Origin of the sequence: Mesorhizobium denitrificans, from assembly GCF_003403035.1 — a bacterium.
GTDB classification, from domain to species: domain Bacteria; phylum Pseudomonadota; class Alphaproteobacteria; order Rhizobiales; family Rhizobiaceae; genus Mesorhizobium_G; species Mesorhizobium_G denitrificans.
This window is the reverse complement of the sequence record NZ_QURN01000007.1, coordinates 179,401-197,630: the sequence shown is the minus strand read 5'-3', so window position 1 is coordinate 197,630 and position 18,230 is coordinate 179,401. Positions and strand designations below refer to the sequence as shown.

Annotated in this window: 19 protein-coding genes and 1 tRNA gene; 9 read left to right on the top strand and 11 right to left on the bottom strand. The window is 58.3% G+C overall.

The window, feature by feature from the left end; genetic code table 11:
- Positions 1–255: 255 nt before the first annotated feature.
- Positions 256–969, top strand: coding sequence for a cyclic nucleotide-binding domain-containing protein (locus DY251_RS11370; protein WP_116624010.1), 714 nt, complete (start codon positions 256–258; stop codon positions 967–969).
- A gap of 42 nt (positions 970–1,011) precedes the next feature.
- Positions 1,012–1,170 carry a hypothetical protein gene (locus DY251_RS21475; protein ID WP_158553248.1) on the top strand — a complete coding sequence of 53 codons (159 nt, stop codon included), beginning with the start codon at positions 1,012–1,014 and terminating at the stop codon, positions 1,168–1,170.
- Here the strand turns inward: DY251_RS21475 and DY251_RS21765 are convergent.
- The 6 genes from DY251_RS21765 to DY251_RS11340 form a co-directional block, all read right to left on the bottom strand.
- Positions 1,154–1,294 carry a hypothetical protein gene (locus tag DY251_RS21765; protein WP_245415927.1) on the bottom strand — a complete coding sequence of 47 codons (141 nt, stop codon included), beginning with the start codon at positions 1,292–1,294 and terminating at the stop codon, positions 1,154–1,156. The genes DY251_RS21475 and DY251_RS21765 overlap by 17 nt on opposite strands.
- 12 nt (positions 1,295–1,306) lie before the next feature.
- On the bottom strand, positions 1,307–2,479 hold the full coding sequence (dgoD, locus tag DY251_RS11360; RefSeq protein WP_116624009.1) for a galactonate dehydratase: 1,173 nt from the start codon (positions 2,477–2,479) through the stop codon (positions 1,307–1,309).
- 10 nt (positions 2,480–2,489) lie between these two features.
- The gene (locus DY251_RS11355) at positions 2,490–3,374 is read right to left on the bottom strand and encodes an SMP-30/gluconolactonase/LRE family protein (RefSeq protein WP_116624008.1); all 885 of its coding nucleotides are present in this window, start codon (positions 3,372–3,374) and stop codon (positions 2,490–2,492) included.
- Positions 3,371–5,917, bottom strand: coding sequence for an ATP-binding cassette domain-containing protein (locus DY251_RS11350; protein ID WP_116624007.1), 2,547 nt, complete (start codon positions 5,915–5,917; stop codon positions 3,371–3,373). The genes DY251_RS11355 and DY251_RS11350 overlap by 4 nt, the downstream gene beginning before the upstream one ends.
- Positions 5,918–5,981: 64 nt before the next feature.
- A complete protein-coding gene (locus tag DY251_RS11345) occupies positions 5,982–7,061 on the bottom strand; it encodes an ABC transporter substrate-binding protein (RefSeq protein WP_116624006.1) in 1,080 nt (359 codons plus the stop codon).
- A gap of 27 nt (positions 7,062–7,088) precedes the next feature.
- Positions 7,089–8,036 carry an ABC transporter permease gene (locus tag DY251_RS11340; protein ID WP_116624005.1) on the bottom strand — a complete coding sequence of 316 codons (948 nt, stop codon included), beginning with the start codon at positions 8,034–8,036 and terminating at the stop codon, positions 7,089–7,091.
- Positions 8,037–8,202: 166 nt separating this feature from the next.
- On the opposite strand from DY251_RS11340, the gene DY251_RS11335 reads away from it, so the two are divergent.
- The 4 genes from DY251_RS11335 to DY251_RS11320 are packed head-to-tail and all read left to right on the top strand — an operon-like array spanning position 8,203 to position 11,960.
- Positions 8,203–8,916: a FadR/GntR family transcriptional regulator gene (locus DY251_RS11335; RefSeq protein ID WP_116624004.1), complete on the top strand. Its 714-nt coding sequence runs from the start codon at positions 8,203–8,205 to the stop codon at positions 8,914–8,916.
- 27 nt (positions 8,917–8,943) lie between these two features.
- On the top strand, positions 8,944–10,140 hold the full coding sequence (locus tag DY251_RS11330) for a mandelate racemase/muconate lactonizing enzyme family protein (protein ID WP_116624003.1): 1,197 nt from the start codon (positions 8,944–8,946) through the stop codon (positions 10,138–10,140).
- Positions 10,137–10,910 (top strand): SDR family oxidoreductase, encoded by a 774-nt coding sequence (locus DY251_RS11325; RefSeq protein WP_116624002.1) that lies wholly within the window; start codon positions 10,137–10,139, stop codon positions 10,908–10,910. Before DY251_RS11330 ends, DY251_RS11325 begins: the two co-directional genes overlap by 4 nt.
- A 15-nt stretch (positions 10,911–10,925) precedes the next feature.
- Positions 10,926–11,960, top strand: coding sequence for an L-idonate 5-dehydrogenase (locus tag DY251_RS11320; RefSeq protein ID WP_116624001.1), 1,035 nt, complete (start codon positions 10,926–10,928; stop codon positions 11,958–11,960).
- Between the two features lie 106 nt (positions 11,961–12,066).
- On the opposite strand, the gene DY251_RS11315 is transcribed toward DY251_RS11320, so the two are convergent.
- Positions 12,067–12,142 (bottom strand) — tRNA-Ile (locus DY251_RS11315).
- A 133-nt stretch (positions 12,143–12,275) separates the two neighbouring features.
- Here DY251_RS11315 and DY251_RS11310 point away from each other — a divergent pair.
- Positions 12,276–12,989: an SIMPL domain-containing protein gene (locus DY251_RS11310; protein ID WP_116624000.1), complete on the top strand. Its 714-nt coding sequence runs from the start codon at positions 12,276–12,278 to the stop codon at positions 12,987–12,989.
- A gap of 58 nt (positions 12,990–13,047) precedes the next feature.
- Here DY251_RS11310 and DY251_RS21470 read toward each other — a convergent pair whose 3' ends face one another.
- Positions 13,048–13,497 carry a hypothetical protein gene (locus tag DY251_RS21470; RefSeq protein WP_158553247.1) on the bottom strand — a complete coding sequence of 150 codons (450 nt, stop codon included), beginning with the start codon at positions 13,495–13,497 and terminating at the stop codon, positions 13,048–13,050.
- Between the two features lie 148 nt (positions 13,498–13,645).
- A complete protein-coding gene (locus DY251_RS11300) occupies positions 13,646–14,092 on the bottom strand; it encodes a YcgN family cysteine cluster protein (protein ID WP_116624065.1) in 447 nt (148 codons plus the stop codon).
- A gap of 130 nt (positions 14,093–14,222) precedes the next feature.
- On the opposite strand from DY251_RS11300, the gene DY251_RS11295 reads away from it, so the two are divergent.
- Positions 14,223–16,064, top strand: a complete 1,842-nt coding sequence (locus tag DY251_RS11295) for an OmpA family protein (RefSeq protein ID WP_245415926.1) — start codon at positions 14,223–14,225, stop codon at positions 16,062–16,064.
- Between the two features lie 48 nt (positions 16,065–16,112).
- On the opposite strand, the gene DY251_RS11290 is transcribed toward DY251_RS11295, so the two are convergent.
- Entirely contained in the window at positions 16,113–16,538 is a 426-nt protein-coding gene (locus tag DY251_RS11290; RefSeq protein WP_116623998.1) for a VOC family protein, read from the bottom strand.
- A gap of 69 nt (positions 16,539–16,607) precedes the next feature.
- On the opposite strand from DY251_RS11290, the gene DY251_RS11285 reads away from it, so the two are divergent.
- Positions 16,608–17,231 carry a TetR/AcrR family transcriptional regulator gene (locus tag DY251_RS11285; RefSeq protein ID WP_116623997.1) on the top strand — a complete coding sequence of 208 codons (624 nt, stop codon included), beginning with the start codon at positions 16,608–16,610 and terminating at the stop codon, positions 17,229–17,231.
- Here the strand turns inward: DY251_RS11285 and DY251_RS11280 are convergent.
- Positions 17,179–18,135 carry a LysR family transcriptional regulator gene (locus DY251_RS11280; RefSeq protein ID WP_116623996.1) on the bottom strand — a complete coding sequence of 319 codons (957 nt, stop codon included), beginning with the start codon at positions 18,133–18,135 and terminating at the stop codon, positions 17,179–17,181. The two genes, DY251_RS11285 and DY251_RS11280, sit on opposite strands and share 53 nt — an antisense overlap.
- Between the last annotated feature and the right edge of the window lie 95 nt (positions 18,136–18,230).

Genomic DNA, 18,230 nt, shown 5'->3' with positions numbered 1-18,230 from the left:
GGCTCCGGATAGGCTTCCGTGGCTGAGGCGTTGGCTCGCCTGTTAATATGTTTACAAAATACACATACGATCAATTTCTTCTTTGATGTGGATCAACCTAAAATCGTGATTGGAGAGCGACGCAGGCATAAGATGTGCTTGCCGTAAGTATATGATTTAATGACGATTTAGAAACGAACTTAACATTTGAAATTGACATGCTTGCATCTTATAATTGATAAAAATCAATTAGTGTGCAAATGATCGAGCTACGTCATGCGTGCTGAGGAAAAGCCCGGCTTCCGTCGTCTTCCGCTCTTTCGAGAGATGATGACACAGACATTCGACAGTCTGATGCAGATTGCGTATTCCCAGAACTTCCCGCCACGAATGGACCTTATCCAGCAGGGCGAATATGCAGACTTCCTGCATATCCTCGTTGAAGGCGCAGTCGAGTTGCGGGCCACCTGGAATGGGCACGAATCCGTCATGGGCATCGTGCGCCCGGTTTCCACTTTCATCTTGGCCGCCTGCGTATGTGACGCACCCTATTTGATGTCCGCGCGGACATTGGAGCGTTCCCGGATAGTCATGATTCCAGCGGCCGATTTGCGGGCTGCGCTGCGCCGAGATCCTGACTTCGCCGTGGCTGCGATGCGGGAATTGGGTGTCGGATATCGAACCTTCGTCCGCCACGCAAAGAACCTGAAGCTTCGCAATTCACGAGAACGGCTTGCCGCCTACATCCTGCAACAATCCCAGCTTGCCAATGGTGTCGTCAGCATGGTCCTGCCGATGGAGAAGCGCCATCTCGCTTCTTATCTCGGTATGACGCCGGAAAATTTGTCACGAACAGTGAAAGCGCTGCGAGCCGACGGCGTCAGATTCCAAGGAACGCAGGTTATCATAACCGACCCCGCCCGCCTGATGGCCCTTGCCGCCACGGACAGCCTGATAGACGGACCGGACCCCGAAAACATCGCCAGTTAACGTTCATAGCGGACAACACAAGCATCGCGGTGGAAATGATGGTTGCCAGCCGACGAACTTGAATCAGTTGTTGAAGCAGCATTGATTCAGATTCTGCACAATCGCTTACAACTGACTGAAATGACTCGCGGGTTGATCCTGACGAGCCAAATCAGCGATGCGATCGATCCGGCGCTTGTTACGCTCAGAGAATATTCTTGACCTTATCGGCGATTGCGACGCCGAGATCGCGATTGTTTTCGGCAGTGAAATGAATGCCATCACATCCGTCGGTGTTGCCGAAAGCGGTCGGGGCAGCAAGCCTACCCTTCAGTTCGCGGTTCATTAGGCCCAGTAGCTACCAATCCACGACGGTGCCATCGTCCAGAACCGCATTGGTCGTGTGAATGATCTCCTGCTGGAAGGGGTGCCGCGCGCACTCGGTTTCGTCCACTTCAATGCCGAGACCGGGCGTTTCGGGAACCGTCCAGTAGCCATCGACGCGATGGATCGGACCCTGAACCACATCAAAATACCAAGGAACTGCACCCACCATTTCTTCCTGAATGACGTGGTTTGGAGTGGAAACAGCAAATTGAAGCGCTGCCGCCCCTGCTATCGGACCGAGAGGGTTGTGAGGCGCAACACCTATAGAAAACGCCTCCGCCATGGCTGCGATTTTCTTCGCTTCGTTAAGACCGCCGCAATGGCAGATATCCGGCTGGATTATGTCAACCGCCCGCGCGTTGAGAAGGTCAACAAACTCAGGCCGATCTACCAGTCTTTCACCAGTCGCGAGCGGAATCGAAGTCTTTTCCGATACCGCTTTCAAAGCAGATGTTTCGCCGGGCGGAACCGGTTCTTCCACGAACATGGGATGGCCAGGCTCCAATGCCTTGAGATAGGCCAGCGCCGCAGCCGCACTTGCCGGGCGACCATGGAAATCTACCATCAGTTCGATTTCCGGGCCTGTCGCGCGACGCAAGGCTTCAATCATGCGCGCAACCTTGTCCACTTCCGGCAAAGGCGCGTGATAGTTCGTGTAGGGAATGAAAACAGTTTTGAACGCACGATAGCCTTTTTCGACAACCTCATGCGCACGTTCGACCAGCGGCGCGGCATCCATTGTTTCATATACCGCCCGCATATCACCGAGGCCGAGATGGGTATAAACCAGAACCTTGTCACGAACTTTTCCGCCCAGCAGCCGCCATACGGGCACGTTCAGCGACTTCCCGAAGATATCCCAAAGCGCCATTTCAATTCCGGAGATCGCGCTCATACCGATAACGCCCAGCCGCCAGAAACTATGCTTGCGCAGAATGCGGACAGCTTGCTCAATGTCGCGCGGATCGCGTCCGATGAGCAGCGGAGCGAGGTCCTCAATCGCGCCTGCGACCGCTCGCGTTTTCCATTCCAGCGTTGCTTCGCCCCAGCCCCACAAGCCGTCCTGATCGGTTTCGACCTTGACGAATACCCAGTTGCGCATCTCGGCATTGACGATGCGCGTAGTGATCGAAGTGATCTTCATTGTAACTCTTTCAACCGGCAAATCGAGGTTCGGCAATTCCCTTCACCCCAACATCCAGAGCCAGCAGGCCGCCTGCGAAAGGCTGTGATGCGAGAGCTTCATCCGACAGGTCCCATACCGCCGAAGTGACGTAGAGTGTGGAAAGGTCGGGGCCGCCGAACATGCAGCTCGTCGGCTTTTGCACGGGCAAGGGCACTATTCGATCAACACGCCCATCCGGCGCGTAGCGCACCAAGCGCCAGCCATCCCATTGCGCGTTCCAGAGAAAACCTTCGGCATCGATTGTCGATCCGTCGGGGTCGCCCGGCTGGTCCGCACAATCAGTGAAAACGCGCTTGTTGGTTATCGCGCCGGTTTCCAGATCGAAATCATAGGCGAAAATGGTTCGCACGAGTGTGTCGGCGAAATAGAACGTGCTGTTGTCCGGGCTCCAGGCGAGGCTGTTGGATATTCCTATGCCACTTTCCATCCGTTGGCAGGCAAGATCGGCGTCCAGCCTGTACAGGGCGCCGGTTTGGGACTTCAATGAATCGTCCATCGTGCCGGCCCAGAAGCGTCCGCGGCGGTCGCATTTGCCATCATTGAACCGATTACCCGGCTTGTCGGCTTCCGGTGCCGCCAGCCGTTCTATTGCACCCGTTTCCGCATCGAAAAATGCAAACCCCGATGCCAGCGCCAGAACGATCCCACCATTCTCCCGCAGGGCGACAGCGGCTACACGCTCAGGCAAGCGCCACTGGCGCGTCTGACCGGAAGCGGGGTGAAATCGCTGTAGAAGGCAGCCTTCAATATCGACCCAGTAAAGCGCCTGTTCGGCAACATCCCATACCGGCACTTCGCCCAGTTTGTTCGCGCAATTGACCACGCATTCGACGGTCGGATTCGCATTGTTCATCTTCTATTTCTCCTTGCCGAAAGGCGCAGCGAGAAGCCAGCCACCGCGAGCAGGGTAAGGCCACCGGTCCAGATATATTGGTAGTAGGCAGAGACTTGCATGAGGTTGAGCGCGTTTTGCATTACGCCGACTGCGACGGCACCCAGCAGCACGCCAATTGCAGTGCCTCTGCCCCCGAAAACGCTGACCCCGCCAACCACCACCGCGGTCACAGAAGAAAGCGTGAAGGTCGCGCCAGCCTGTGGATCGCCGCTGCCGATGCGTGCCGCGACGATCAAACCGGCTCCGGCCGCGCAAAGGCCGCAGAACACATAGGCCGCGGTGCGCACAACGCCAATGTTTATGCCGACAACAGTGCTCGCCTCGGCATTGGAGCCAACGGCATATAGTCTTTGTCCAAGCCGACCACGGACAAGAAGCAGTTCCATCGCGAGGTAGAGAACAAGAATGACAATCGCGACGGCTGGCACCGACCCAAAGGAGAATTCAAACACGTTAAGAAAAGTGTCGCTGACCAATCCCCCCGGACTCGGCCGCACGATAAGCGCAAGGCCAAACACCACGGAATAGGTAGCAAGCGTTGCGATGAGATCGGGAATTCGAAGTTTGACAATTAGTAACGCGTTCACCAACCCCGTCAGCACGCCGGCGGCAAGCGCTATTGCGGAGGCCTCAACGACCCCTGCCCCACCTTCGGAGACGGCAATGTAAGAAACGATACCGGTCACGAGACTTATGACCGGCCCGACTGAAAGGTCGATCCCGCCCAGCACGATGACGCAAAATTGGCCGAGCGCGACCAGCGCCAGCGGCGCCACCTGAGCCGCGATGTTGGAGACGTTCCTGGAAGTCAGGAAGAAGTCTGAAAACTGCGCAGTCGCAAAGCTCAAAATTGCAATCAGCCCCAGCAACAGCATTGGCGCCATATAGCGCCCCAAGACATTCCGAGCGGGCAATGAGGCAGCGGCGGCAGGCGCAGCAGAATTTGACTGGACGGAAATATTGGCCGCTATGTCGCCCGCCTGTGCATCGGGACTGTTCGCATCGACTGCGCTCCCAACTATGCGTTCTTCAGTGGCATCGGCTCCGGCCACTTCATCGACAATGCGTCCGTCGGAGAATACCAGAACGCGATCGCTCAAGCCGATCAGTTCGAGCAGGTCGGAAGCAACCAGGATGACGGCGGCGCCAGCATCGGCCAACGCGCGAATCCGGCGGTAGATTTCAAGCTTGGTGGCAACGTCCACGCCTCTCGTCGGATCTTCGAACACGTAGACCTTAGGCGTTCCAATAGTCCAACGTCCAAGAACGACCTTCTGCTGATTGCCACCCGAAAGCGTGCGCACTGCCTGCTCGCCGGAATGCGCCTTAATGGCAAAGCTGCTCATGGCCCTGCGCAATTCATCCTGCTCGCGGTCGGCGGGAACTCGCCCCAGACCCGCCCATCCAGCCAGATGCGGCAGCGAGATATTTTCGCGGATCGAGTGCGGCATGAACAGGCCCTCGCGGTGCCTGTCTCCTGGTATGTAAACAAAACCGGCCTTGATCGCTTTCGCAGGCGTCGCAAAGGCAGCGTTCTCGCCGTCCAGCGTGACCGTGCCCTCATGCGGCAATAGCCCGAACAGCCCGCGCACCACATCGGCCTGACCATTGCCCTGTATGCCGCCCAGACCGACGATTTCTCCAGCGCGGACAGAAAAGGTAACATCCCGGAACAGACCCGGACTTGTCAGGTCGCGCACAACCAGACGTTCTTGACCCACCTTCGCGGCGCGTGGAGGATACGCAAGCGCAAGTTCGCGTCCCACCATCATTGCTACGAGTTGCTCGTGATTGATGGCGTCGCGGTCAACCGTGCCGACCACCTCACCGTCTTTCAGAACTGTAATGCGGTCGGCGATTGCGAAAACTTCAGGCAGCCGGTGAGAAATGAAGATCACCGCCGTACCCTGCCGCTTGAGTTCTGCCACAATGGCAAACAAGCGCTGTATCTCGGCGGCGTCGAGCGCCGAAGTTGGCTCGTCGAGTATCAGGACCGCAGGATTGGATGTCAGCGCCCGCGCGATTTCCACGAGCTGCCGTTCGGCAACTTCCAGATCACGCACAGGCACGTCCAGCGGCAGACTGACACCGAGCTTCGCCAGAATTTCGCGTGCTCCGTCGTCCATCGCCTTTCGGTCGACCAGGAGCCGCCCACCGGGCTCGCGACCCAGCCAGATATTTTGCGAAACGTCGAGATCGGGTACCAGTCGAGTGTCTTGATAAACCATCGCAATGCCGAGGCTTTGCGCATGTTGCGGCCCGGCTATCTCGACCCTTTGGCCATTCACGGCGATAGTGCCCGCGTCGGGCTTCCAGACACCTGCGATGATGCGCATCAGGGTGGATTTGCCCGCCCCGTTTTCGCCCACCAAAACATGCACTTCGCCTGCACGGCACGCAAAGGATGCCCTCTTCAAGGCTTTGACGCCAGGAAAGCTCTTCTGAATGTCTGTCAATTCGAGCGCAGGAACTTCCGCGCCGACGATTTTTTCTTGCTGCATATGGGCTTTTCAGATTGGAACGGGCCACGCATTGCGAGCGTGGCCCGAAAAAACAAACTAGACTTCAGCTAAACAGCTTCTTCAGCTCTTCATCTGTGAGCAATGTGTCCACAAACACGCCATCCGGCAGGTCACGCTTGATGAACTGTTCGTAATTGCTGCCGTCCATCAGAACCGGGCTGATGATCTGGCGCTTGGGCTGATCTTCACCGGAAAGAAGCTTCACGGCGGTGCGCAGCGCTACCACGCCTTCCCAGGTCGGTTCAGACACGCAACCGATCTTGAACTTCGGGTTGTTGCCCTTTTCCTTGTCGTAGAGCTTGAGCAGGCCATTGTAATCATCGCCGGTCACCGGAACCAACGGGCGATTTGCCGCCATCAGCGCCTTAAGACCGCCCGCTGCGTCCTGGCCGCCATCGCACCATACGCCATCGATTTCAGGATATGCAGCAATGAGGTCAGCCATGACGACCTTTGCCTTGTCTTCCTGCCAATGCGCATCCTTGAATGCCAGCACTTCGATGCCGGGCGCGAACTCGGTCTGCGCACCTGCCCAGCACTCTGCGGTGTAGGAGTTACCCGGCAAGCCGCCAAGAGCAACGATCTTGCCTTTTCCGCCCAAAGCGTCGTTCAAGAACTTGCCCGTCGTTGCGCCCTTTTTCTTCGGGTCGGTTCCGATGAAAGCAGTCCAGTTGTCGCCTTCTACGGGAAGGTTGAACGGGATGGTGACGATACCCGCCTTCATTGCCTTTCGAAGTGCAGGCACAACGGCCGTACCCGAGTTTGGAATAACGAGCAGCGCATCGACGTTCTGCGCGATCAGGTCCTCGATGTCGTTGACCTGCTTGGTGATGTCGCCCTGTCCATCTACCGTGATCAGTTCGTAGCGATCGGCATTGGCGCCAGCTTCCGTCTGCATCGAAGCGAGGTTCTGCGTGCGCCATGTGTTGCCTGAAAATCCGTTTGAAAAGCCGATGCGCAACTTGCCCGACTTGTTCACGCCCTTCGACATTTCCGACGAAGCTTCAATCTTGGCGTTGCTGATAACATCAGCCAGTGAAAGCCGAGGCAGCATGACCGCCCCTGCTGCTGCGCCTGCACCCCAACCCAGCAGGGTGCGACGGTCTATCCTTTTGTTTATCATGTGAATACTCCTTCGTTTTGGCTTGGTTCAGCGCGTTTCGGCAGACTCGCCGATGACGCGATAGATGATGACGCTGAATGCGATCAGAACGCCCTGAATGACGTATTGCGCACCCGTCGATGCCTGGGCGATGTTGGTGAAACTGTTGAGCAGGGTGACGAACAATGCCCCGGCAATCGTGCCGACCACACTGCCGATACCGCCGGTCAATGCGGTGCCGCCGACCACCACTGCGACGACTGATGCCAAAAGAAACTGATTGCCGATGCCCAGGCTTGGATTGCCGATATAGGCCGTGATGAGCAGCCCTCCCAACACGGCGAACAAGGCCGAAAGCGAATAAGCGAGCACCAGCACCAGACGTGTGGGAACGCCCATGAAACGCGCCGCTATTTCATTTGCGCCAACGGCGTAAATCCAGCGGCCAAGCGTCGTGCGGCGCATCGCATATGCAAGGATGAGCGAAACCACCAGCCAACATAGCGCGCTGGCGGGCAGACCGAGAACGGAGCCTTGACCCAGTTGATTGAATGCCGGCGCGGATGAGCCGAATGGTGCGCCACCGGTATAGACGAGCGCTGCACCAAAGAGGATCGCGTTCATTGCCAGCGTCGCAATGATCGGGGCCACTCGCAGAAACGCAACCAATATACCATTGATTATGCCGACAGCGACGCCAAGCGCGATGCAAATAGCAACAGCGGGAGCAATCCGTTCGTTCTGGCCCATCATCAGGCTCGTGGCCAAAATATTCGTCATGGTCACGACGCCCGCGACCGACAGGTCAATACCGCCAACAAGAAGCGCGATTGTTTGTCCCGAAGCCACGAGCCCCAGAAAGGCCGTGACCTGCAGAATATTCAGCACCTGTTCGGTCTTTAGCATTGCCGGCGAAACCAGCCCGGCCACGCAATACAGCAGCGCCACAGCAACCCATACAGGGTTGTGACGCAGCGCATTGAACGCTCTCCTCATTGAATGGTCTTTCCAAACGCAGAAGAAAAGTTCACCGCTAAACCTCCCAGTTCGGAATGAGGGTTAACATGTGATCTTCTGAATTGTAAACAGGTCAAAGCCGAAATTCTGACATTTTAGCCTTGACCTATCTGACAGGTCGGCGCAGTAGAGGGAAATGATAGCGATGCCGAACACGGTAGAGAATGAAGAGCCGTATACGCTTGTCGATCAGGTGATCGACAAGGTGACTGATCACATCAGGCACAATGGGCTCGAGCCCGGCGCGGCTTTGCCAAGCGAATCTTCGTTTGCTCTGGAAGCTGGCGTTTCTCGCGCGGTGGCTCGCGAAGCGTTTCGCAGCCTCTCAGCGCTCAGGCTCATCGATGTCGGCAACGGACGCCGGGCGCGCGTGGCTCCGGCTGACGGTTCGGCCATTGGCCGTATGATCGACCACTGCGTCTATACGAACCAGCTTTCAATCCAGCAGATTTTTGACGTGCGTCGTACCATCGAACTGCGGACTGCCGCTCTCGCGGCGTTCCGGCGCACGCCCGCGGAAGCGGACGAAATCTCTGACATCGCAAACAACATGCGCACCAGTTACGCCGGCACCGGCGACGTGATGGAGCTGGACATCGCCTTTCACGCTGCGGTGGCGCGGGCATCGCGCAATCCGCTTTTCGCATTGCTCGTCAGCTCCTTCGGCCCGGTAACGCGGCAGAACTGGGCTATCGGCTGGGCAGCTCGGCCCACGGACGCCGAACGCATGGACAGCATCGACGGCCACATCATCATCGCCGAAGCCATTCGGCAGGGCGACGCCAAGGCGGCTGAAAGGGCAATGGCCGACCATTTCGACCTGACTGTGCGCGCCTTGCTGAACGCCGGGATCATCTAGCACTTCAGACACAGGGATTTCCCCGCAATGAAGATAACTGCCATCGAAACCCTATCGGCGCGCGAATTTGAAAATGTGCTGTGGGTTCGGCTGCACACGGATGCGGGCATCATTGGACTCGGTGAAACCTTTTTTGGCGCAGGAGCCGTTGCCGCACACATTCATGATACGCTCGCGTCGCGTCTTCTGGGTCGCGATCCTTTGCGCATCGAGGCGCTCCACAAGGAACTCGTCAATCTTCCGATGGCGCAATCTAGCACCGGCACAGAATACCGCGCAGCCTCGGCAATCGACATCGCACTTTGGGATTTGTGGGGCAAAGTCGTCGGCCAGCCGGTGCATCAGCTTCTCGGTGGTCTGTGCCGCGACAAGCTCCGTGTCTACAACACCTGCGCCGGGTATCAGTACGTGCGAAACAGAGACATCCGTCCGGTAAACACATGGAACCTCGGTGACGCTGGGCCATATGAAGATCTGGCCGCGTTCACTACGGATGCGGGCGCACTTGCAGAAAATCTGCTCGAAAGCGGCATCAACGCCATGAAAATCTGGCCGTTCGATCCAGCCGCCAGAGAAACCGGCGGCGTAGACATATCGCTTCAGCAACTCAAGGAAGGCTTGAGGCCCTTTGAATTGATCCGCAAACGGGTCGGCGACAAGATGGATATCATGGTGGAGTTCCATTCACTTTGGAACCTGACCAGTGCCAAGCGCATCGCACATGCGCTCGATCAGTTTCAGCCAACCTGGTACGAAGACCCGATTCGGATGAATTCGAGCCAGGCGCTGGCCGAATATGCGCGAAGCACCCCTACCCCGGTCTGCGCCAGCGAGACGCTTGGCTCGCGGTGGCCGTACAAGGAAATGCTCGACCGCGACGCCATAGGCATCGTCATGGTAGACTTGTGTTGGACCGGCGGTCTTACGGAAGGGCGCAAAATCGCAGCGATGGGTGAGACGTATCATAAGCCCTTCGCCCCGCATGACTGCATAGGTCCAGTCGGCTTTGCCGCTGCCGTCCATATGTCATTCAGCCAACCGAACACGCTCATCCAGGAATCGGTCCGCGCTTTCTATAGTGGCTGGTACAAAGAACTCGTCACCGAAGTCCCCGTCATCCGCGACGGTTACGTCATACCTATGGAAGGCCCCGGCCTCGGAACCGACTTGCAACCCGCGGTCTTTGAGCGTTCGGATCTCATGGTGAGGCGCAGCGAAGCATGACGGCATCAAGCCTTTTCGACCTTTCTGGGCGCACCGCTCTTATTACCGGCTCATCGGGTGGGTTGGGTCTGGCCATAGCGGAGGCGCTTGCCGAAAGCGGTGCTTCTGTCATTTTGAATGGAAGAGACGAAAGCAAGCTTGCCACCAGCGTCCGCGCCCTGACCAGCCGTGGATTTTCAGCATCCGCGAGCGCTTTCGATGTTTGCGATGAAGCGGCTGTCCAAGCCGCCTTTGCGGCATTCGACACTAACGGCATTGTTGTCGATATTCTCGTCAATAATGCCGGCATTCAATTCCGCAAGCCAATGCTCGAACTCAACAGCGCTGACTGGCGGCGCGTTCTCGAAACCAACCTGACAAGCGCCTTTGTCGTGGGTCGTGAAGCAGCGCGGCGCATGGTGTCCCGCAGCAAGGGCGGCAAGATCATCAATATCGGCTCACTAAACAGCGAGGTCGCCCGCACAACCACCGCACCCTATACGGCTGCCAAGGGCGGCATAAAATTGCTGACACGCTCGATGGCTGCCGAATGGGCCGTGCACGGCATTCAGGCCAACGCGATTGGCCCCGGCTACATCGACACGGAAATGAACAAGGCGCTTACATCTGACCCAAAGTTCGACGCATGGGTGCGCTCGCGCACGCCTTCTGGTCGCTGGGGATTGCCCCGCGACCTTGCAGGAACGGCAATCTTTCTCGCGTCGCCAGCCTCAGACTACGTCAACGGTCAGATCATCTATGTCGACGGCGGCATGCTGGCTGTACTTTGATTTAAGGGAAATGTGATGCGCGGTGTCGTTGTCCACGCCCCGAAGGATCTTCGCATAGACGAGATTGCGGATGTCACGCCCGGTCCTCACGAAGTTCGCGTGCGCATCGCAGCAGGCGGCATTTGCGGTTCCGACCTTCACTACTTCAACCACGGCGGCACAGGTATTATCCGGCTTCAACAGCCAATGGTGCTCGGCCACGAAATCGCAGGTGTGGTGAGCGATCTTGGCGATGCTGTATCCGGTCTCGCGGTTGGCGCGCGCGTCGCAATCAATCCGAGCCGGCCTTGTGACACTTGCGAAGCCTGTCGCGCAGGATTGCGCAATCATTGCTCCGACATGCGCTTCATGGGCAGCGCCATGCGCTTTCCTCATGTTCAGGGTGGGTTTCGCGAGTTCGTCACCGTGGACGAGAGCCAGGTGTTCCCCGTGGGCGATCTTGTTTCGCTTGGCGAAGCAACGATGGCGGAACCGCTCGCCGTATGCCTTCACGCTGTTGGTCGCGCTGGTCCGCTCGCAGGCAACCGCATTCTTGTCACGGGCTGCGGCCCCATCGGCATTCTGACGATTATGGCAGCGAGGCGCGCTGGCGCCGGTGAGATTGTTGCAACCGACATACATGTGGGCGCACTGTCACTGGCTCAGCGTTGCGGCGCCACCCATACGCTTGACGTCAGCTCTGGAAGCAAACGCTTGCGCGATTTCACCGAAAGCACCGGCCGGTTCGATGTGCATTTCGAAGCTTCCGGCAGCGCTTCGGTGCTCCGCGACGGGCTCGATTGTTTGCGGCCACGCGGCATCCTTGTTCAGATGGGCATGGGTGGCGATGTGCAATTGCCCATCACACTGCTGGTCACTCGTGAAATCGATCTGCGCGGCACGTTTCGCTTCGATAAAGAATTTGGTCTCGCTGCTCGGCTCATCGCCAATCGTGAGATCGACGTACGGCCATTGCAAACGGCGAGTTTTCCGATGGAGCGCGCGCGCGAAGCGTTTGATCTGGCCAACGACAAATCAAAATCGACGAAGGTGCTCATTTCCTTTGATTAGCCAGCTGACCTAGCCTCGCGCGAAATCATCAAAGCCGAACAGTTCGCCCACTAAGGCACTGACAAGAAATAATTATTCAGCCGCGCTGCAACGTCAAAAAGCTGGATGGTGGGCCCGGAGGGACTCGAACCCCCAACCAAGCGGTTATGAGCCGCCGGCTCTAACCATTGAGCTACAGGCCCCACGCGTGGTTGCCATAGTTGCTTTTTGCGCGGTACACAAGCCATCGCGCATAATCCACAAGCGCCGTAATGCTCCCACAATCATCACCTTATGTCCGAACCGTCATGAATATGTCTCGGAGTAATACCTATCATGAAGAAAACCGCGCTTGCCCTCGCGCTTGCGGCCTGTTTCGCCCTTCCCTTTTCCGCCCATGCTGCGGGGCCTGAAAGAATGCTGCCACGCATCACGGTCACCGGCGAGGGTCAGGCCACGATGGTGCCCGACATTGCGATTCTCACCATTGCGGTCATGCGAGAGGCAAAGACGGCACGCGACGCGCTAACCGCCAACAATGACGCAATGGCCGCGGTCATCGCAGCAATGAAATCTTCGGGCATTGCCGAGCGTGATCTGCAAACCACCGGCATCCAGATCAATCCACGTTACGAGTACCCGCAGAAGGCAGACGGCGGGCAGGAAGCTGTGCTTGCGGCCTATCAGGTCACCAATACGCTCTCCGTTCGCATTCGCGACATTGAGAAGACCGGTGAAATTCTCGACAAATCCGTGTCGCTCGGCGTGAACCAGGGTGGCGATATTTCCTTCTCCAACGAAAACCCCGCGCAGGCTCGCGAAGAGGCGCGCAAGAAAGCCGTTGCCGATGCAATCGCCAAGGCGAAGACATTGGCTGAAGCTGCGGGCGTTTCATTGGGCAATGTGCTGGAAATCTCCGAAACGTCGCCTGTTTCGCCTCCCATCCCGATGGTACAGGCGAAGTTCCGCGCTGATGCGGCTGGCGCTCCTGTTCAGGCTGGCGAGAATAGCTATGTCGTTCAGGTCAACATGACTTACGAATTGCGTTAAGCGCAAAAGCAAGCGCCCCCGAGACAATCTTCGGGGGCACTTAATTCTTCTCACCAGATCAGCGCATAACCGGGCAGCCGGGCACGTTGGCAAAACTGATCCACTCTCGCCCACCATAACCCACACCGGCAATCACGATCATCCTGCGATTGGTGCGGGCCACGAACGGTCTATCGAGACCCATCCTATATGCCTTGCGAATGGCCTGCCGTTCCGAGCAACCAGGGCGATCCCATTCCGGGCGCGGACGATCCCAACGCGGCGGAGGACGGTCCCAACGTGGCGGTGGTCGATTCCAACCGGGAGGAGGCGGCCGATCCCAACGCGGCGGCGGGCGGTCCCAATCCTGCACCGGCGTGTAGTCATCGCCGATAATAACGTCGCCGCGCGGGCCACCCACACCGAGCGAAAAATACAGGCTGTCAGCCTGCGCGCTGACAGGTGCGAGCGTAAGCGCTCCTGCACCGATTAGCGCTGAAACCATCACCGCTTTTGCAATTTTGAACATCGTTGGCTCCTTTCCGCCAATGCTCGCCTCAATGCGTCTGTAGTCGCACAGCGCGGCTGAATGGTGGCAGAACCCATCATTCATCAGCCATTCATCGGATAATATTTTGATTTTATTGCAAAAAATTTGAAGGCGCTACGTTTCGGCCTCACAGCTCATCTTCGAGCATATGGGCGAAATAGTCTTCCGGGTCATCAAGTTCTGTTTCTAATGCAGTCACGCGTCCGCGAACGGATATGCCTGCTTCATGAACGGTTTCGCGCGAACCCGAAACAAGATAGTGCCACCAATAAAGGTCCCTGCCCTCGGCAACCAGCCGATACGCACAGGTCTTCGGCAACCAGCTCAGCGTGCGCACTTTTTCCGGTGTAAGTCCCACGCAATCGTCCACCACCTTCAGCCGGTTTGGATAATCGCGACAACGGCAGGCATCCGAATCGAGCAGGCGGCAACCCACGGACGTCCAGTAAATTTCGCCCGTATCTTCATCCTCAAGCTTGGAAAGGCAGCATTTTCCGCAGCCATCGCACAGCGATTCCCACTCCTGCGGGGTCATCCGCTCCAGCGGCTTTTCCTTCCAAAATGGGATAGTCATGTGGCGCATTTGGCAGTCAGCCATCTCCTCGTCAAGCTTTTGCCTCGTTAAGCGGTCAACCAGCCCGCGAAGGGAACTTTATGATCCGTCAACGATTCGCACATCGACGGACATACAGACCGGAGGAATAATGATGAAGCATACGCCAATTTTTTTCGCGAGCGGCGCGTTCGCACTTTTGATGACGTCGACATCGACTTACGCAATGCCGGGCCAATTCAGCAAGGCGACGATGCCGCAGCAATCGCGCGCTGCAATCGTGCTGGCGCAAGCCGAATGCGCGGAGGGCGAAGACTGCGCCCAGCAGCCGCAACAAAAGCGCAAGGCTCCGGCCGAGGCCGCGCCAGATGCCGAAGCACAGCCACCAGCCGAGCCGGCGCCCGCGCCTGAGCCCGAGGCTGCACCTGCCCCAGAGCCAGAAGCCGCGCCAGCGCCAGCCCCTGAACCGGAGCCTGCGCCGGAGCCTGCACCACAGGCCGAACCTCAACCCGCTCCCGAGCCTGCGCCAGCACCAGAACAAAAGGCACAGCCGCAAGAACCGGCACCGGAGCCTGAAGCTGCGCCTAAACCGGAAGCGCAGCAGCCCGCTGCTGAGCCAGACCAACAGCCCAAGGCCCCACCCAAGCGCAAGCAGCGAAAGCAGGTTGAACAAGTGCCTGCGCCTGCCGATCAAGCTGAGCCAGCTCCGCAAGCGCCGGCAGAAGAGCCTGCGGCCGAGCCTGCTCCGCAAGCGCCAGCGGAAGAGCCCGCGCCCGCACCAGATGCACAGCAGCCAAATCCTGCTGTCGAACCGCAACCCGCACCTGAACCACAGCCTGAGCAGCCAGCGCCTCAACCGCGCGCCGAGCAGCCAGCACAGGCTCCGAATGATGGCGCGGAAGCGCCGCTTCTCGACAGCCAGAAATCGGGCGACGAACATGCTCGCCCGCGCAAGCAACAGCGTCAGGACAACGCCGAGGCGCCACCTCCGGCAGCGCCCTCAGGTCCGCCACCGGCTAACGACCGCGCAGCGCAGGAAGCTCTCCAGCCGCAGGAGATCGTCCCGCTCACGCGTGAACGCGGCAAGCGTCGCGCGGCCGCACCGGATGTGCTGCGTCAGGAACGACCGCAGGGCGCTGATGTCGTGCGCCAGATGGGCGACCGCATCATTCTCAATTTCGGTGGTCAGAATGTCGTCGAAAGTGATGACCGCCAGCGCCTCGGACGCGGCGCGCGCGACGTTTACTACGAGGATCTTCCCGGCGGCCGCACGCGTGAGATCATCGAGCGCGAAAACGGCGTTCAGGTGGTCACCATCCGCAACCGCTATGGCGATGTGATCAAGCGCTCGCGCATCACGCCCGATGGCCGCGAATATGTGCTGGTCTACGCGCAGGATGAAAACCTCAGCCCAGACCGCGAATGGCGCGATCCGGGCGACGATCTGCCGCCAATGGAGCTTGGCATCCCGGCTGACGAGTATATTTTCGATGCCGAACGAGCACGCGCGCCGGAAGATTATTACGACTTCCTCAGCGAGCCGCCGGTGGAGCGCGTCGAGCGCCTCTATTCGGTGGATGAAGTGAAGCGGTCGGCACGCATTCGCGACAAGACGCGGCGCATCGACCTCGACACCATCACATTCGATTTCGGCAAGGCATCGATCCCCGAAAGCGAAATCACCCGTCTTGAAGGCGTAGCAACGGCGATGGAACGGCTGCTCAAGGCAAACCCGGCAGAAACCTTCCTTATCGAAGGCCACACCGACGCGGTTGGCACAGATGTCGCCAACCTCGCGCTGTCAGACCGTCGCGCGGAATCGGTGGCCGATGCATTGAGCAATGTGTTCGGCATTCCGCCCGAAAACCTCGCCACGCAGGGCTATGGCGAACGCTACCTGAAGGTGCGCACGCAAGAGCCGGAGCGTGAAAACCGCCGTGTTGCGATCCGCCGCATCACGCCGCTTGTTGCGCCGGTCGCAAGCGCAAACTAGGCGAAACATTGGTGTGCGGGCGCTCGCCCGCACACTTTCCCTCGCCCGCTATTTCCCCACTGCTTCGGGTGCGAACTGCGCAAGAAACGCGTCGCTTGGCGGAATCGGCTTGATAACGTCGATCAGAACGCCGTTGGGGTCTTCGGTAATGAAGTGCCGCTGGCCGAAGTCCTCGTCTCGCAGCGAAACCAGCATCGGCAGCCCCGCAGCCTCCAGCCTTTCGTGCACAGCATCGACATCGCGCACCTCGAAGTTGATCAGCAGACCCTGAGTCTTCGCCCTGCCCTCAGCGGGGACTGTCGGGTGGTCGTACCTCACTACACCAAGATTCACCTTCTTGTCCTCGCAGGAGCGCAGATGCACATACCAATCGCTCTCAAACAGCGGCTCAAGGCGAAAGTGCTCGACATAGAACGCAGCCGTGGCAGCAACATCGTCAACCATAAGCACCGGATAGTAGCTCGTCGTTTTCATGGCTTTTCTTTCTCCGCACATTTACATACAATCTGCATGTAAATATTAATTAACATACAGGCTGCATGTATGCAAGAAAAAATCGAGCGCCGCTCAAATCGTGAGCGCACGGAGCAAACGCGGGGCCAATTGATCGCCGCCGCGCGGCATCTTTTCACTGCCAAAGGATATGCCGACACCGCCACGCCGGAGATCGTCGAGGCCGCAGGTGTCACGCGCGGCGCGCTCTATCATCACTTTGAAGACAAGAAAGCGCTGTTCCGCGCCGTATGTGAGCAGGAAGCGCAACTCGTCGCGGAAGCAATCGAACAAGCAGCGCCTGAAAATCTCAGTCTGCGCGATGCGCTCATTCAAGGCGGTGACGCCTTCTTGCGCGTCATGGCCGCGCCGGGCCGCACGCGTCTGCTCCTTCTCGATGGTCCTGCCGTTCTCGGGCGCGCGGAAATGGACGAGATCGACGCTCGCCACAGTGGTCGCACGTTGCGCGCTGGCATCGCCTATGGAATCCGGGAAAAAGCGATCTCGCCAAATTTAAGCATCGACGCCATCGCTGCGCTGCTTTCCGCCGCGTTTGACCGCGCTGCGCTCGCCATCGAAGCAGGCGGCAGCGCCGCCGACTATGCGCAGGCGCTTGCCGCGCTCATAGAGGGTCTTCTGCTACCTGCAAGCCGGCGAGGTGCGGCCGCCTCATGACATTGCAAACCTTCGGTAGTTCTTCCTTGAACCGTTCGATCAGCCAGGTTGCTGCTGGACCGGGCATCGAATCGGCACGGTGGAATGCAAACAGCGCGTAAGGCCGCACCGGGTATGGCTCAAGGTCGAGCGCTTTAAGCCTGCCTGCGCTGATGTCGTCAGAAACCATCCATGTCGGCAGTCCGCCCCACCCCATGCCCGAAAGGATCAGCTCGCGCTTGGTAGACGTATCCGTCATGCGCCACGTCCGATAAGCAAACACGCCGAAATCCTTGCCTTCCGTCATCCGGGATACATCGGAAATGACGAGCTGGATGTTTTCGCGCACCACGGATAGCGGCACTCTGCCCTTATACACTGCCAGCGGGTGGTCTGGCGCCGCGACTGGTATCATGCTCGCATCGCCAACCCGGATGGAAACAAGCTCATCCGTCTTGCCTATCAACTGCCCGCCAAAACCAATATCGCAGTTGCGGTTCAGCAACTGATCCCACACCACGCCCAGCGCGCCGACATTGAGCTTCAGCGCTACAGACGGAAACTGGCGCTCAAAGCCCTTCAGCGTTTCCACAAGTGACGGCGAAGGCAGAGACACATCCACGGCGATTGACAATTCAGCTTCAAGCCCAAGCTTCATGCCCTCCGCGCGTGAACGCATATCGTTCAGCACCGCAATCATGCGCCGCGCATCAGGCAACATCGCCTTGCCCTCCGGCGTCAGGCGCGGCTCACGCGTGCCTTCGCGCTCGAAAAGCGACATTTCCAGTTGCGCTTCCAGGTTGGAAATCGTGTAGCTGATAACCGATTGCGCACGATTGAGCCGTCGCGCAGCTGCGGAAAAACTCCCGGTTTCCGCGACCGCCAGAAACACCTGCAATTGGTCGAGTGTTGGGTTTGCCTGCATGACTTATCCACTTATTGGATATGATAGATAGATATTTTCCCAATTTTTTGAATAGATGTCCATCCCTATCTAGTGTTTCGAAATTCAGGCGTTCT

Coding starts and splice junctions, on each gene's coding strand:
- DY251_RS11320 (WP_116624001.1), top strand. CDS start 10,926: ATGCGCGGTGTCGTTGTCCACGCCCCGAAGGATCTTCGCATAGACGAG.
- dgoD (WP_116624009.1), bottom strand. CDS start 2,479: ATGAAGATCACTTCGATCACTACGCGCATCGTCAATGCCGAGATGCGC.
- DY251_RS11345 (WP_116624006.1), bottom strand. CDS start 7,061: ATGATAAACAAAAGGATAGACCGTCGCACCCTGCTGGGTTGGGGTGCA.
- DY251_RS11330 (WP_116624003.1), top strand. CDS start 8,944: ATGAAGATAACTGCCATCGAAACCCTATCGGCGCGCGAATTTGAAAAT.
- DY251_RS11295 (WP_245415926.1), top strand. CDS start 14,223: ATGATGAAGCATACGCCAATTTTTTTCGCGAGCGGCGCGTTCGCACTT.
- DY251_RS21470 (WP_158553247.1), bottom strand. CDS start 13,497: ATGTTCAAAATTGCAAAAGCGGTGATGGTTTCAGCGCTAATCGGTGCA.
- DY251_RS11280 (WP_116623996.1), bottom strand. CDS start 18,135: ATGCAGGCAAACCCAACACTCGACCAATTGCAGGTGTTTCTGGCGGTC.
- DY251_RS11325 (WP_116624002.1), top strand. CDS start 10,137: ATGACGGCATCAAGCCTTTTCGACCTTTCTGGGCGCACCGCTCTTATT.
- DY251_RS21765 (WP_245415927.1), bottom strand. CDS start 1,294: ATGAACCGCGAACTGAAGGGTAGGCTTGCTGCCCCGACCGCTTTCGGC.
- DY251_RS11290 (WP_116623998.1), bottom strand. CDS start 16,538: ATGAAAACGACGAGCTACTATCCGGTGCTTATGGTTGACGATGTTGCT.
- DY251_RS11310 (WP_116624000.1), top strand. CDS start 12,276: ATGAAGAAAACCGCGCTTGCCCTCGCGCTTGCGGCCTGTTTCGCCCTT.
- DY251_RS11340 (WP_116624005.1), bottom strand. CDS start 8,036: ATGAGGAGAGCGTTCAATGCGCTGCGTCACAACCCTGTATGGGTTGCT.
- DY251_RS11355 (WP_116624008.1), bottom strand. CDS start 3,374: ATGAACAATGCGAATCCGACCGTCGAATGCGTGGTCAATTGCGCGAAC.
- DY251_RS11335 (WP_116624004.1), top strand. CDS start 8,203: ATGCCGAACACGGTAGAGAATGAAGAGCCGTATACGCTTGTCGATCAG.
- DY251_RS11285 (WP_116623997.1), top strand. CDS start 16,608: ATGCAAGAAAAAATCGAGCGCCGCTCAAATCGTGAGCGCACGGAGCAA.
- DY251_RS11370 (WP_116624010.1), top strand. CDS start 256: ATGCGTGCTGAGGAAAAGCCCGGCTTCCGTCGTCTTCCGCTCTTTCGA.
- DY251_RS11350 (WP_116624007.1), bottom strand. CDS start 5,917: ATGCAGCAAGAAAAAATCGTCGGCGCGGAAGTTCCTGCGCTCGAATTG.
- DY251_RS11300 (WP_116624065.1), bottom strand. CDS start 14,092: ATGACTATCCCATTTTGGAAGGAAAAGCCGCTGGAGCGGATGACCCCG.